General features: G+C 55.6%; 13 protein-coding genes. 5 read left to right on the top strand and 8 right to left on the bottom strand.

What is annotated here, in order from left to right; all coding sequences use genetic code 11:
• Positions 1-34: 34 nt before the first annotated feature.
• Positions 35-883: a MurR/RpiR family transcriptional regulator gene (locus FNY10_RS03750; protein WP_131048324.1), complete on the bottom strand. Its 849-nt coding sequence runs from the start codon at positions 881-883 to the stop codon at positions 35-37.
• A 122-nt stretch (positions 884-1,005) separates the two neighbouring features.
• Here FNY10_RS03750 and FNY10_RS03745 point away from each other — a divergent pair, with 122 nt between their 5' ends.
• The 5 genes from FNY10_RS03745 to FNY10_RS03725 are packed head-to-tail and all read left to right on the top strand — an operon-like array spanning position 1,006 to position 4,778.
• Entirely contained in the window at positions 1,006-1,281 is a 276-nt protein-coding gene (locus FNY10_RS03745; RefSeq protein WP_131048323.1) for a PTS sugar transporter subunit IIB, read from the top strand.
• A gap of 17 nt (positions 1,282-1,298) precedes the next feature.
• Entirely contained in the window at positions 1,299-2,564 is a 1,266-nt protein-coding gene (locus FNY10_RS03740) for a PTS ascorbate transporter subunit IIC (RefSeq protein ID WP_095095648.1), read from the top strand.
• Between the two features lie 12 nt (positions 2,565-2,576).
• A complete protein-coding gene (locus tag FNY10_RS03735) occupies positions 2,577-3,374 on the top strand; it encodes a transketolase (protein ID WP_044352287.1) in 798 nt (265 codons plus the stop codon).
• Positions 3,374-4,285 carry a transketolase C-terminal domain-containing protein gene (locus FNY10_RS03730; protein ID WP_160703973.1) on the top strand — a complete coding sequence of 304 codons (912 nt, stop codon included), beginning with the start codon at positions 3,374-3,376 and terminating at the stop codon, positions 4,283-4,285. Before FNY10_RS03735 ends, FNY10_RS03730 begins: the two co-directional genes overlap by 1 nt.
• 52 nt (positions 4,286-4,337) lie before the next feature.
• Positions 4,338-4,778, top strand: a complete 441-nt coding sequence (locus FNY10_RS03725; protein WP_160703975.1) for a PTS sugar transporter subunit IIA — start codon at positions 4,338-4,340, stop codon at positions 4,776-4,778.
• 56 nt (positions 4,779-4,834) lie between these two features.
• Here FNY10_RS03725 and FNY10_RS03720 read toward each other — a convergent pair whose 3' ends face one another.
• The 7 genes from FNY10_RS03720 to lolA all read right to left on the bottom strand — a co-directional run bounded on the left by FNY10_RS03720 (position 4,835) and on the right by lolA (position 13,735).
• Positions 4,835-5,983 (bottom strand): MFS transporter, encoded by a 1,149-nt coding sequence (locus tag FNY10_RS03720; protein ID WP_100685472.1) that lies wholly within the window; start codon positions 5,981-5,983, stop codon positions 4,835-4,837.
• A 271-nt stretch (positions 5,984-6,254) separates the two neighbouring features.
• A complete protein-coding gene (locus tag FNY10_RS03715; RefSeq protein WP_131048320.1) occupies positions 6,255-7,118 on the bottom strand; it encodes a dimethyl sulfoxide reductase anchor subunit family protein in 864 nt (287 codons plus the stop codon).
• A 1-nt stretch (position 7,119) separates the two neighbouring features.
• Entirely contained in the window at positions 7,120-7,737 is a 618-nt protein-coding gene (locus FNY10_RS03710) for a DMSO/selenate family reductase complex B subunit (RefSeq protein WP_100685470.1), read from the bottom strand.
• Positions 7,738-7,747: 10 nt separating this feature from the next.
• Entirely contained in the window at positions 7,748-10,186 is a 2,439-nt protein-coding gene (gene dmsA, locus FNY10_RS03705) for a dimethylsulfoxide reductase subunit A (RefSeq protein ID WP_160703977.1), read from the bottom strand.
• Between the two features lie 201 nt (positions 10,187-10,387).
• Complete coding sequence (serS, locus tag FNY10_RS03700) at positions 10,388-11,680, bottom strand: serine--tRNA ligase (RefSeq protein ID WP_100685468.1); 1,293 nt, start codon at positions 11,678-11,680, stop codon at positions 10,388-10,390.
• Between the two features lie 91 nt (positions 11,681-11,771).
• The gene (gene rarA / locus FNY10_RS03695) at positions 11,772-13,115 is read right to left on the bottom strand and encodes a replication-associated recombination protein RarA (RefSeq protein ID WP_100685467.1); all 1,344 of its coding nucleotides are present in this window, start codon (positions 13,113-13,115) and stop codon (positions 11,772-11,774) included.
• Between the two features lie 8 nt (positions 13,116-13,123).
• Entirely contained in the window at positions 13,124-13,735 is a 612-nt protein-coding gene (lolA, locus tag FNY10_RS03690; protein ID WP_100685466.1) for an outer membrane lipoprotein chaperone LolA, read from the bottom strand.
• Positions 13,736-13,770 lie beyond the last annotated feature (35 nt).

The following is a 13,770-nucleotide window of genomic DNA, read 5'->3' as shown; positions in this document are numbered from 1 at the left end:
CGTCTTATCCGGGTGTAAAACGCTTCGGCAATCATTACGACATAAAGTATTGCGACAGCTTATTAGCCACGCTTTCAATCGAAAAAATGCGTTTCTGATGCGCCTTACGATATTCCGCATAGCGCTCATCCTGCTCCTCCAGCGCGCGAAGCATTCGATCGGCAACCATCATCGCTCCCGCAATTTCGGCAAATCCTGATTCACCTTCTCCCTGTAAAGCCACCGCGGCCTGCAGGTTCCAGTCCGATAAACGGGCCAGCGGCGTAAACGTGCCGCGGGTCAGCGACAATATTTTCACCCCTTGCTGCTTCGCCAGCGTCAAAGCCTGCATCATATCCGCCGAGGCCTGTTCGGTATGCACGACGATAATTCCCGTCTTTTGCCGATCGGTTGATATCGGGATCGCCGCCGGATAAGAGCGATCGACGAAGCTGGCAACTTTGCCCATGTTAATTAAATTCATTTGCAGAAACAGGGCAACGGGCACCGCCGTACCCACCGCATAAATAGCGATGTTATTCAGCGCATTCAGCCAAACCGCTGCGCTTTGCAGCTCCTGAGCATCGATAATGGTATTGCTATCGCGAATGCTCGCCAGCACCGGCGCAATATCGTCGTCATCGCCGCCTTCCGAGCGGGCAGCCCCCTGCTCAACCGCCAGTGCCGTTCTGAAATCTGAGAAACCTTTAAATCCAAACGCCCGACAAAAACGGGTGATACTGCCCTCGCTGGTATCAACAGAGTCGGCCAGTTCTGAAATCGTATGCCGCATCACAAAATCAGGATTTTCCGCAATAAAACGGCCCACTTTCTCCAGTATCGGGCTGAGTTCTGAAGACCCATTCCGTATGTTTATCAACAGGTTGTTATCTATCTGGCTCATTTTTTGCCTTTCTTACTCAAAATGCAAACACAGTCACATCTTTCGTTTCGCACTAAAGATAATAATTATTATCTCACACAAACAAATAAAAATAATTATTTTTACAAACAGGAGAACATCTCATGAAAGGTCTCATCGTCTGTCGCACCGGTATGGGTAGTTCCTTAATGCTCAAAATAAAAGCACAAAAAATCATCGATAAACACGGCTGGGATATCGAACTGGAACACGACGTTCTCTCAGGTTTACGAACCTGGCGAGATATTGATTTCGTGATCACGATGCGCGATCTCACCGATGAAGTCGAAGCTGCCGGGTTTAACGCTATCGGTATCACCGACCTGATGAACAGTGAAGAAATGGAATCAGCGCTTATCCGCGTAATCCAGCACAACTAACCTCTCCCGGAGGCAATATGGATTTCCTCAGATTTATTGTATTCGACATTCTGGGCGTCACCCCACTTTTAGTTGGTTTTATCGCATTAATTGGCTTATTGATCCAACGAAAGCCCATTGAAAAAGTGCTCTCCGGGACTTTCAAAACCATTGTCGGCTTTCTGGTTTTTGCCGGTGGGGCCGGGCTGGCCGTGACCTCTCTCGGCAATTTTCAGACATTATTCAGCGATGGCTTTGGTCTGAAAGGCGTTATGCCACTGGCGGAAGCGCTGACCGGGCTGGCGCAAACTAAATTCGCGATGTGCGTCTCGCTCATTATGGTGATTGGTTTTGGCTGGAACCTGTTCTTTGCCCGCGTGACCCCTTTCAAATACATCTTTCTCACCGGACAGCATAATCTCTATCTCTCGGCCCTGCTGACCGTCACCTTGAAAGCGCTCGGCTATAGCGACATGACCACCATTATTGTCGGTTCAATCCTGCTGGGGCTGGCCGCCTGTCTGTACCCGGCAATTGCCCAGCCGTGGATGAGAAAAATCACCGGTAATGATGAAATTGCGATGGGGCACTACGTGACGCTGGCCTACGCGGCATCCGGATGGATCGGTTCAAAGGTGGGCGATCCTAAGCAGTCGACCGAAAAGCTGAACCTGCCCGGCTGGCTGGGGATCTTTAAAGATTACATCGTCTCCGTATCAATCTCGGTCAGTATTTTCTATTACATTGCGGCGCTCGCCGCCGGGAAAGAAGCGGTCACGGCGGCGGCTGGCGGAATGCACTGGCTGGTTTACCCTCTGTTCCAGTCGCTCACTTTCACCGCGTCTCTGTACATCATCATTACCGGGGTACGCCTGCTGTTGTCTGAAATTGTCCCGGCCTTCCTCGGCATTTCGGAGAAATTCATTCCCAACGCCAAACCCGCCCTCGATTGCCCGGTCGTTTTCCCGTATGCGCCAACCGCCACGGTACTGGGATTTATCTCTTCATTTGTTGGCGGGCTGGTGGTGATGGGCTTTCTGGCGATCCTCGGGCAAACCGTCATTATTCCGGTGGCGATCCCCTATTTCTTTATCGGCGCCACCGCGGCGGTATTTGGTAACGCTTCGGGCGGCTGGAAAGGAGCTATCGCCGGCAGCTTCGTCACCGGGATCCTGATCGGCATCGGTCCTGCTTTGATCTACCCCATCATGGAGTCCGTCGGCCTGTCGGGAACCAGCTTCCCGGAAACCGACTTTGTCGCCCTGGGCCTGGTTGTGTACTACATCGGCAAAATGCTGCCATAAGGAGGAAACAACATGAACATTGATGAACTGAAGTCCCATGCGCTCGCCGCTCGCCGCGATATTGTCACGATGATTTATGAGTCCGGCATTGGCCATCCGGGCGGCGCCTTATCGATAATCGATATCCTCACCTGGATCTATTATCAGGAGGTTGACCTGGCGGCCTCGCCCCGCGCGCGCGTCGTTATGAGCAAAGGGCACGCCGTTGCCGCGCAGTACGCCATGCTTTACCAAAAAGGGAAAATCGATCGCAGCGAGTTCAATACCTTCCGCCAGATCAACTCGCGCCTGCAGGGACACCCCAGCATAAAATCGCTGCCAGATGTCGACGCGACGACCGGTTTGCTCGGCCAGGGGCTATCCGTCGCCTTCGGTATGGCAGCCGCTAAAAAGCGGCGCGACGAGCCTCATCGGGTATTTGCCATCATCGGCGATGGCGAAATGCACGAAGGGCAAATCTGGGAAACCTTGCAGCAGGCCGGGCATATGAAAATGGATAATCTGGTCGCGATTATCGATTACAACGGCTTCTCTTCCCACGATCCGGTCAATGAGGTGGTTAATCTCGAGCCGCTGGCGGATAAGATCCGCAGCTTCGGCTGGCACGTGCTGGAGTTGCATAACGGTAATGATATGCACCAGGTGGCCGACACCCTGATGCTCTCCCGCCATCTGAAAGGCAAGCCCGTGGCCATCGTTGCCCATACCACCAAGGGCTCCGGCGTCAGCTATATGGAAAATAACGGCGACTGGCACTCAAAAACCCCGACCAACGAACAATACCAGCAGGCAATGGAGGAGTTACAGTGATGAAAGCACCGCGTGATGAGATCGGTAATGCACTGATTGCCCTGAAAGAAAAAGGCTACCCCATCGTCGCTATCGATAGTGACTTAGCCAGTTCAACCCGCACCGACCAGTTTCAGGCTCGCTACCCGGAGGCCTTCTTCGAAATGGGGATTGCGGAAGGTTCAGCGATGAGTTTTGCCGTGGGTCAGACGCTTGAGGGCTATATCCCCTTCTATGTCAATTTTGCGATGTTTGTGACGGGGACGGCATGGACTCAACTGCGACAGGCCTGCTACGCCAAAGCCAACGTCAAGCTGGTAGGTAGCCATCCGGGAATGGATGACGGACCGGACGGCGCCTCGCACCACGCGCTGGAGGATCTTGCCCTGACCCGTGTGCTACCGGGCCTGACGATCCTGACGCCGGCAGATGCCGAAGAAATAGCCGACGCCTTTGAGCAGGCGGCAAAAATCAAAGGCCCGGTTTATATCCGCGTGGCGCGTGAACCGATGCCGGTGCGCGATAAGAGCGTGATACCCCGGGTCACCGATATCGCGGCTATCGCCAGCAGCGGCAACGAGTTCGCCATTCTCTTTGAGGGCACGGTGCTGGAACAGGCCAGCGAAGGCTATGAAAAGCTGGTTGCCAGCGGCAAAAAAGGCAAGCTCATCCACGTGGCGACGCTCAAACCGTTTAACCAGCAGGAATTTTATGCGCTGGTAGAAGACTGCCCGCTGATCGCCACGCTGGAGAATCACACGGTAAACGGCGGCCTTGGCGGTCAGGTAGCCGAAGCGATGGCCCAGGCGGCCCATCCGGCGCGCCTGACACGCCTGGGAACGCAGGATACCTTCACCGAGTCGGGAAACAGCCGGCAGCTCAAGGCAAAATACGGCATCTCCGGCGAGGCGCTGTATAACGCGCTTCGCTGACCGTCGCACGAGCCGGTCGCCCACTGACCGGTTCGCTATTTAAGGAGCCGACATGGATGAAAAATTATTTGCCGCTTGTCAGTACACCGCGCATAGTCTGGACTGGCGCGGCGCGATTAAGCTGGCCTGCCGTCCGCTGGCGCAGCAGGGGAAAATCAGCGCCGGCTATGCGGATGCCATCATCAGCGCTACCGAGAAAAATGGCCCCTGGTACATACTCACTCCGGAATTTGCCCTCCCGCACGCCCGCCCGGATGAAGGGGTTCTGAGCCCGCACAGCGTGCTCTCACTGGTTTGCTGCGCCGAAGCCGTGGCGTTTCCCGATCACCCCGATGTGCGCCTGATTATCGTCCTGGCCGCGGCCAATAGCGAACAGCATATTCAGATGATCCAGCGATTAGTCTGCTGGCTGGATGAGGGGGATCAGCTGCATCGGCTCATCAGGGTGGAGCATCAGAGCCAGCTTGATGCGCTCGTCGCTGGCGGCAAATAAATCAAAGGGGACAACGTCCCCTTTGATTATCACCATAGCGAAGGCCGGAAGAAAAATTACGCGTGCGCCACCGGCGTCGGATGATGGCCGGCTTTGCGCAGCAGCGTCAGCAGATAAATAAACGACACGCTGGCAATCATGATGAATAGCAGGTTGTCGGAAAAATTCTGCATCAGCATGGCGGTGAAGGTTGGCCCGAGCAAGCTGCCGATGGTATAGCTCATCAACAATGCCTGGTTCATGGCGACCAGCTGATGGCGCTCGACTTTCTCACAGGCCCAGGCCATTGCTACCGGGTACAGCGTGAAGCCCGATGCGCCAAGGATGAACAGCGCCGGAGCCATTGCCGCGCCGCTAAGCATGGCCAGGCAGCCTAAAATCACAATAAAAACCTGAACGCGCAATACCAGCAAGCGACCATAGCGGTCGGCCATACGGCCGATCGGCCACTGGCCCAGAATACCTGCGCTGACCATAACCGCCATCCAGAAACCGATGCCGGAGTCACTGACCCCCTGATGGTTCAACCACAGCGGCATCAATCCATACAGTGACCCGAGAACAATCCCGGAGATAATGCAGCCGTTCACGCCATGGCGGGCCTGACGCAGCTTGAGCATTGGCCAGATCCGCGCCGGCTCATGCTGTTCATCGCTTTGGTTCACTACGCGGGTAAACAGCATAGGCAGGATTGCCGCCAGCGTCAGCGCGGTCACCCATGGCAGCACGCTCATCAGCTCCGTCGGCAGCTTGCTGACCATCAGTTGGCCCAGCACGGTTCCCACATAGTAAACCATCATGTAGGCAGCCAGCAGACGACCGCGGCTACGCGACGTTCCGCTGCAAACCAGCGCGCTTTCGACCACGACCCAAATCATCGCGCAGCCAACGCCGGCGAGAAAGCGCCAGCTGAACCAGGTCCAGAAACCGAGGGTAATGCCAAGCCCGACGCAGCCCACGGCAAAGATCAGCGATGCAAGATAATAACTACGGTTAAATCCCAGACGCTTAATGACCCATCCTGCCAGCAACGTCCCCACCAGATTACCGGTAAAATAGGATGACCCCACCATACCGACCTGCCAGGTTGGCATATTTTCATGGGCGAGCCAAAGAGGGACGAGGGTATTTAAAACCGCAATCGCCAGCGTCAACAGAAGCAGGCCGCAGAGCAACATTTGCACCGGCCGGGTGTAGATGGACATGGATATAACCGTGAGGAAGTTTAGATTTCGTGCGCATCATGCCACCGCTAAAAACATTGTCAATCCACCAGAAATCAGGCAGGAGGCGGTTTCACGGGCAACGATAGAAGTTTTTCATCCAGCGGAGCGACAACAGAATTATTCTTTGTATTATTCCATTGTTTTTATTTATTTTTTTTAAAAAAACGGCGGGAATATCAGTAGAAAAATTTCATGAAAAAACAGCACGTTTTTGTTGCGCCAGAACCGGGCGTCCTGGCGCAACGGATTATCAGCTGGCGATAGCCATACCGACCGTCATATGCAGACCGTAGAATATGCCCCGCCCTACCATCTCACCCACCAGTACCAGCACGAAGGCCAGACTTAGCAGCGGCACGGCGGGCTGATAGCCTTTGAGCAGCGGAACAACCCAGCATGCCACAGCCAGCACCAGCGCAACCACACGCCAGGCCATCAGTGAGCCATAATCCGGCACCAGCGCAGAAGCCTGCTGAACAGAACTGTGAATCGTCGACAGCTCGCTGCCTTGCATCAGGGCCACAATAATGCTGGCCACCAGCGCCAGCAGCGTGACTACCGGTAGCAGACGCATCGCCCAACCATCCACCCCGGCAACCCGCAGCAGCAGATAGCCCAGCAGCGGGCCGCCGATCAACAGCGTCAGGAAGAAGCTCAGTGGCGTCCAGACGGTATACCAGGTCGGTACGGTATCGATGGTGTTATACACACGCACCATCATCCAGACAAAGATAATACCCAGCACCATCGTCGCGACCAGCCAGAGACTGCGCAGCCCGGTCGGCAGTTTCTTCACCACCGCCAGCAACCAGCCAATGCCACCGACGGCGAAAAAGAGGGCGCCGCTGGCAATTTCGTTACTCAACGACGAAGCACCAACCCGGTTAAGCGAGTTAAAAGCCCGCATCGGCGACCCCAGGTGCAGGGTTGAGGCGATAAACCCAATCCCCATCAGCACCCATAAGCCAAACATGCTCAGCACCACGCGCTGCTGCTGCTCATGCGACAAACCGCCTTTCATCAGCGCCAGCGCCAGGACGATAAAACCACCCGCCACGCACTGTCCAAAGACCGTGAAGATCATCAGCGGCCATTCATGCCATCCACTTCCCATCTCACACCTCCTTCGGGTTGGCCAGATAGCCGGTTGTATCACCGCACGGACGACTATTGGCGTTCGGTTTGATGACAATACTGGGTTTGGTAAAGTGCGCAGATGGCAGCGGTGCAACCGCCGCCAGTTTGCCGTGTTTCTCACGCAGCTCTTCGACAGGACCAAAGTCCAGCGCGCGCAGCGGGCAGGATTCGACGCAAATCGGTTTTTTACCCTCGGCGACGCGCTGGTAGCAGCCATCACACTTAGTCATATGCCCTTTGGCGGCATTGTACTGCGGCGCACCGTACGGGCAGGCCATATGGCAATAGCGACAGCCGATGCACACATCTTCATCCACCACCACAAAACCATCATCGCGTTTATGCATAGCGCCGCTCGGGCACACTTTGGTACAGGCCGGATCTTCGCAGTGGTTACAGGCGATGGACAGGTAATAGGCAAAGACGTTCTGGTGCCAGACGCCGTTGTCCTCCTGCCAGTCGCCGCCCGCATATTCATAAATGCGGCGGAAGCTGACGTCCGGGGTTAAGTTTTTGAAGTCTTTACAGGCCAGCTCGCAGGTTTTACAACCGGTGCAACGAGCAGAATCGATAAAAAATCCGTATTGAGTTGTCATCGGTTATTCCTTACAGCTTTTCAACCTGGACCAGGTTCGTGTGCGATGGGTTACCTTTCGCCAGAGGCGACGGGCGTTGGGTGGTGAGCACGTTGATGCTCCCCGCCTGATCCACACGTCCTGCGTCCGGGTTATACCAGGCGCCCTCACCCAGCGCGACAACGCCAGGCATCATTCGCGGCGTGACTTTGGCTTCGATATGCACTTCACCGCGATGGTTGTAAATACGAATGCGATCACCGTTGGCGATGCCGCGTTGTTTCGCGTCGAGCGGGTTAATCCACATCTCCTGACGACAGGCGGCCTTCAGCACATCGACGTTGCCGTAGGTGGAGTGAACGCGCGATTTGTAGTGAAAACCGGTCAGCTGCAGCGGGAATTTCGCCGTCAGCGGATCGTCATAGTTTTCAAAGCCCGGCGTATAAATCGGCAGCGGATCGATCACATCGCCATCGGGCAGCTCCCAGGTGGAGGCAATGTTCGCCAGCGCCTGGGAATAGATCTCAATTTTGCCCGACGGGGTCTCCAGCGGATTAGCCTGCGGATTGTCACGGAATGCCTTATAGGCAACATGATGGCCTTCCGGATCGCGCTGCTTGTAAATCCCCTGCTGACGGAAGGTATCGAAGTCCGGTAAATCCGGGATAGCCTTGCGGGAAAGCTCATGCAGATAACGCATCCAGCCTTCCTGGCTGCGGCCTTCGGTAAACTTGTGCTCAACGCCGAGGCGTTTTGCCAGTTCCGTGGTCATGTCATAAATCGTTTTGCACTCAAAACGCGGTTTAATCACCTGGTCGGTGAAGATAACGTAGGACATGTTGCCGCACGAGGCATCCAGCGCGAAGTCCATCTGCTCGGAAGCAGTGCAGTCCGGCAGCAGAATATCGGCATATTTGGCTGACGAGGTCATGTGGCAGTCGATCACCACGATCATTTCGCACTTCTTATCATCCTGCAGGATTTCATGGGTGCGGTTGATCTCAGAATGCTGGTTAATCAGACAGTTACCGGCATAGTTCCAGATCATTTTGATAGGCACGTCCAGCTTATCTTTACCGCGCACGCCGTCACGCAACGCCGTCATCTCCGGGCCGCGTTCAATCGCGTCAGTCCACATAAACATGGAGATGCTGGTCTCAACGGGGTTCTCCAGCGTCGGCATACGCTCGAAAGGCAGGTCGTACGAGCCTTCACGCGCGCCGGTGTTACCTCCGTTGATGCCAACGTTGCCGGTCAGAATCGACAGCATCGAGATAGCGCGGGTGGCGATTTCACCATTCGCGTGGCGCTGCGGCCCCCAGCCCTGGCTGATAAAGGCAGGTTTGGCTGTCGCAATTTCACGTGCCAGTTGCACAATACGAGCGGCCGGAATTCCGGTGATCGTCGATGCCCACTGCGGCGTTTTGGCAATGCCGTCGCGACCCTGACCGAGGATATAAGCCTTGTAGTGGCCGTTGGCCGGCGCATCGGCAGGCAGCGTTTTCTCGTCATAGCCGACGCAGTATTTATCGAGGAATGGCCGATCGACCAGATTTTCGGTGATCATCACCCAGGCGAGCGCGGAAACCAGCGCGGCGTCGGTGCCAGGTCGAATCGGTATCCACTCATCTTCACGACCGGCACCGGTATCGGTATAACGCGGATCGATGATGATCATCCGGGCGTTGGATTTTTGCCGCGCTTGTTCCAGGTAGTACGTTACCCCGCCGCCACTCATGCGTGTTTCACCAGGGTTGTTGCCAAACAACACCACCAGCTGGCTGTTTTCGATATCCGACGGGCTGTTACCGTCGGCCCAGCCGCCATAGGTGTAGTTCAGGCCCGCAGCGATTTGCGCCGACGAGTAATCGCCGTAATGGTTAAGGTAACCGCCGCAGCAGTTCATCAGACGGGCGATAAGCGTTTTTCCCGGTGGCCAGGAGCGGGTCATGGTGCCGCCAAGCGTACCGGTACCGTAATTCAGGTAGATCGATTCGTTACCGTAATCTTTAATCAGGCGCTGCATATTGCTGGCGATAGTATCAAATGCTTCTTCCCAGCTGATGCGCTCAAATTTTCCTTCACCGCGCTTGCCAACGCGCTTCATGGGATACTTCAGACGGTCGGGGTTGTAGACGCGGCGACGCATGGAACGCCCGCGCAGACAGGCGCGTACCTGATGCAGGCCGTCATAGTTGTCGTCGCCGGTATTATCCGTTTCAACGTATTTAATTTCGCCATCCACCACATGCATGCGCAGCGGACAGCGGCTGCCGCAGTTCACGGTACAGGCACTCCAGGTGACCGTTTCATTCACCGGCGCCACAGCGTCGGCAGCATGGGCAATGCGTGTAAATGGTAGGGTAAATGCGCTACTGGCCATCGCCAGACCGCCAATTGCCGTGGTTTTCATTAAACCACGCCGGCTTACTTCGGCAGCCAGTAAAGCATCGGGGGCTTTAATTTTCATGGGTACTCGCTTTGGTTGCTCACAATTCACTGACACTCGTTGTATAGATGCATATATAACGAATTTAATTTTTTATAGTTTTTTATGCTGCGTTAACACCAAGGGAGTATGGGGGGTATCGCCAGAGGGATTATTGCCCGGCATCAATAAGGGGATTAAAAAAAAGCGCCCGAAGGCGCTTTTGAGAAGCAGGTAGAAAAATCAGCCGATAAATTCGAGGCCACGCATATAGGGGCGCAGAATTTCCGGGATCGCAATACGACCATCCGCCTGCTGATAGTTTTCCATCAGCGCGACCAGGGTACGACCCACCGCCAGCCCGGAACCGTTCAGCGTGTGCACCAGACGAGTTTTCTTGTCGGACTTGCTGCGGCAGCGTGCCTGCATACGACGCGCCTGGAAGTCCCAGACGTTAGAGCAGGAGGAGATTTCACGGTAGGTGTTCTGTGCCGGAACCCAGACTTCCAGATCATACGTTTTGCATGCGCTGAAGCCCATATCGCCGGTGCAGAGCGCCACTTTACGGTATGGCAGCCCCAGCAGCTGCAGAACTTTTTCCGCATGGCCGGTCATCTCTTCCAGCGCCGCCATCGAATCTTCCGGACGCACGATCTGCACCATTTCTACTTTGTCGAACTGATGCATACGAATCAGGCCACGGGTATCACGACCGTAGGAACCGGCTTCAGAACGGAAACACGGCGTGTGGGCGGTCATTTTGATCGGCAGATCGTCTTCGTCGATGATCTCATCGCGAACAAGGTTGGTCAGCGGCACTTCAGCGGTCGGGATCAGCGCATAGTTGCTGCTGTCGGCTTCTTCTTCCAGCGGGCGGGTATGGAACAGATCGCCGGCAAATTTCGGCAGCTGACCGGTACCGTACAGCGTCTCCTGGTTGACCAGATACGGCACATAGTTTTCACTGTAGCCGTGCTGTTCGGTATGCAGATCCAGCATGAACTGCGCCAGCGCACGATGCAGGCGGGCCAGTTGCCCTTTCATCACCACAAAGCGGGAACCGGTCAGCTTAACGGCAGCGGCAAAGTCCAGTCCGCCGTGCATTTCGCCCAGCGTCACGTGATCGCGGACGTCAAAATCGAACTCGCGCGGCGTCCCCCAGCGGCTGACTTCAACGTTGTCGTTTTCGTCGCGACCGGCCGGCACGTCGTCGTGCGGAATGTTAGGGATAGTCAGCGCGATATCGCGGATCTCTGCCAGTAACACGTCCAGCTCGGCTTTCGCCGCATCCAGCTGTTCGCCAAGTTTGTTAACTTCCTGGCGTAATGGCTCGATATCTTCCCCGCGCGCTTTCGCCTGGCCAATGGATTTCGATCGGGAGTTACGCTCCGCCTGCAGATTTTCCGTTTCAACCTGCAGAACTTTACGACGCTCTTCCAGAGCGCGCAGTTTATCTACATCCAGCTTAAAGCCCCGGCGTGCCAGTTTTTCAGCGACTGCGTCTGGCTCGGTACGCAGCAGATTGGGATCGAGCATGCTTATCCTGTGCTTATCGAATAAATAAAAGAAAAGTGGCCGCAGACTACGACCACCGGGATATCTTGATAACCTTACCGCAACGCCTCTGTTAGCGGTAGCGTTTTATGGGGCTATTTTGATCCTGTTCGCTAAGCCAGGCGAGCTTTTCGCCAATTTTGCCCTCCAGCCCCCGATTTGTGGGCCGATAATAACGAGTTTGGGCCATTTCCTGCGGGAAATATGCTTCCCCGGCAGCATAGGCGTTTGGCTCATCATGGGCATAGCGATACTCCTGCCCATAGCCCATCTCTTTCATCAAGCGGGTTGGCGCGTTACGCAGATGCACCGGCACATCGTAGTCCGGACGCTCGCGGGCATCGGCCATGGCGGCTTTAAATGCGGTGTAAACCGCGTTGCTCTTCGGCGCGCAGGCGAGATAAACAATAGCCTGCGCAATCGCACGCTCGCCCTCCGCTGGCCCCACCCGGGTAAAACAGTCCCAGGCAGAGAGAGCAACCTGCATGGCACGCGGGTCGGCATTGCCAACATCTTCCGAAGCGATAGCCAGGCAGCGTCGGGCCACATACAGCGGATCGCCGCCGGCGGTAATGATACGAGCGTACCAGTACAGCGCCGCATCCGGCGCGCTGCCGCGAACGGACTTGTGCAGCGCGGAAATCAAATCGTAGAAACGGTCGCCTTTATTATCAAACCGGGCGCTGCGCTCGCCAGCAATTTCGGTCAGCAGTTCCGCTTTCAGCACCCGGTTGCCGGAGGCATCCGTCTCCGCCATATCGGCCATCATTTCCAGCGTATTGAGCGCCCGGCGCGCATCGCCGTTAACCAGCCCGGCGATCGCCTGGCGGGTATCATCCGGCAGCACGATATTTTGCCCGCCGTAGCCACGATCTTTATCGTTCATCGCCTGCGTCAGCACATGCTCAATATCCTCGCTGGACAACGATTTCAGCAGGTATACGCGCGCCCGGGATAGCAGTGCGGAATTGAGTTCAAACGAGGGGTTTTCCGTCGTCGCGCCGATGAAGGTGATGGTGCCGTCTTCAATATGCGGCAAAAAGGCATCCTGCTGACTTTTATTAAAACGATGGACTTCGTCAACGAACAGAATGGTGCGGCGCCCGGCATTACGGTTCTGTCTGGCGCGCTCGATCGCTTCGCGGATCTCTTTTACGCCGGAGGTTACCGCCGAGATTCGTTCAACATCGGCGCTGGCATAGCGAGCAATCACTTCAGCCAGCGTAGTTTTGCCGGTGCCGGGCGGCCCCCATAAGATCATCGAATGCAGATGCCCGGCCTCAATCGCCCGCGGCAAAGGTTTCCCCGGCGCCAGCAGATGCTGCTGGCCAATGTACTGCGCTAAATTTTCTGGCCGCATGCGGGCGGCCAGAGGTTGAAACGCATTATCGGAAAAATCGAGCGACAGATTGCTCACACTCGCCTCTACTTACGTTGATCGTCCACCGTCACCCCTTTCGGCGGTGTAAAGGTGAACTTAGATGCGTCGACCGCGCCGTTTTGCTGAGACTTCAGCTGGTAGCTGCTGCGCTGGTCATCCTGCTCTATCGCGCTGAACTGATGGATGGTCCCGTCGCGGCCAACGTTGATCGTAAACTGCTTCAGGTTGCCGCCGCCGCTTTTTGGCGTCAGGACAAAATCATCGCCGTTTTGCTTGATGTTGTACTGCTGCCAGTCGTTGGACTGGTTGCGGGCAATCAGCATAAACGGAGTGTTGCTGGTGGCGTCTTTCAACCAGGTGGCGGTTGCCTGCTCAACAAACGGGTTGTAGAACCACAGGGTCTTCCCGTCAGAGACCAGAATGCTTTCATCCGGCTGGGTCATATGCCAGTTAAACAGATTCGGACGTTTAACCCACAGGTCGCCCTGCCCATCCTGGACGGCGTTACCGCTGCCATCGGTCACTTTTTGGGTGAAGCTGGCATGGAAGCTGCTCACTTTATCAAGGCGGCTTTTCAAATCACTGGCGGCATCCGCCCACACCTGGCTCACAACAAATCCAGACAGTAATGCACAGGTGATTGCGAGTTTTTTCATTGTTATTCCTTAATGTGCGTCACTCCCGACGCGGG

The sequence above is a fragment of the Klebsiella sp. Lac1 genome, assembly GCF_009825425.1.
GTDB classification, from domain to species: domain Bacteria; phylum Pseudomonadota; class Gammaproteobacteria; order Enterobacterales; family Enterobacteriaceae; genus Klebsiella; species Klebsiella electrica.
The sequence above is the reverse complement of the archived record's forward strand: the minus strand, read 5'-3'. Positions and strand labels throughout refer to the sequence as shown.

Bases quoted from the DNA above. Each gene is read 5' to 3' on its own strand.
- FNY10_RS03750 (WP_131048324.1), bottom strand. From the start codon at position 883: ATGAGCCAGATAGATAACAACCTGTTGATAAACATACGGAATGGGTCT.
- FNY10_RS03745 (WP_131048323.1), top strand. From the start codon at position 1,006: ATGAAAGGTCTCATCGTCTGTCGCACCGGTATGGGTAGTTCCTTAATG.
- FNY10_RS03740 (WP_095095648.1), top strand. From the start codon at position 1,299: ATGGATTTCCTCAGATTTATTGTATTCGACATTCTGGGCGTCACCCCA.
- FNY10_RS03735 (WP_044352287.1), top strand. From the start codon at position 2,577: ATGAACATTGATGAACTGAAGTCCCATGCGCTCGCCGCTCGCCGCGAT.
- FNY10_RS03730 (WP_160703973.1), top strand. From the start codon at position 3,374: ATGAAAGCACCGCGTGATGAGATCGGTAATGCACTGATTGCCCTGAAA.
- FNY10_RS03725 (WP_160703975.1), top strand. From the start codon at position 4,338: ATGGATGAAAAATTATTTGCCGCTTGTCAGTACACCGCGCATAGTCTG.
- FNY10_RS03720 (WP_100685472.1), bottom strand. From the start codon at position 5,983: ATGTCCATCTACACCCGGCCGGTGCAAATGTTGCTCTGCGGCCTGCTT.
- FNY10_RS03715 (WP_131048320.1), bottom strand. From the start codon at position 7,118: ATGGGAAGTGGATGGCATGAATGGCCGCTGATGATCTTCACGGTCTTT.
- FNY10_RS03710 (WP_100685470.1), bottom strand. From the start codon at position 7,737: ATGACAACTCAATACGGATTTTTTATCGATTCTGCTCGTTGCACCGGT.
- dmsA (WP_160703977.1), bottom strand. From the start codon at position 10,186: ATGAAAATTAAAGCCCCCGATGCTTTACTGGCTGCCGAAGTAAGCCGG.
- serS (WP_100685468.1), bottom strand. From the start codon at position 11,680: ATGCTCGATCCCAATCTGCTGCGTACCGAGCCAGACGCAGTCGCTGAA.
- lolA (WP_100685466.1), bottom strand. From the start codon at position 13,735: ATGAAAAAACTCGCAATCACCTGTGCATTACTGTCTGGATTTGTTGTG.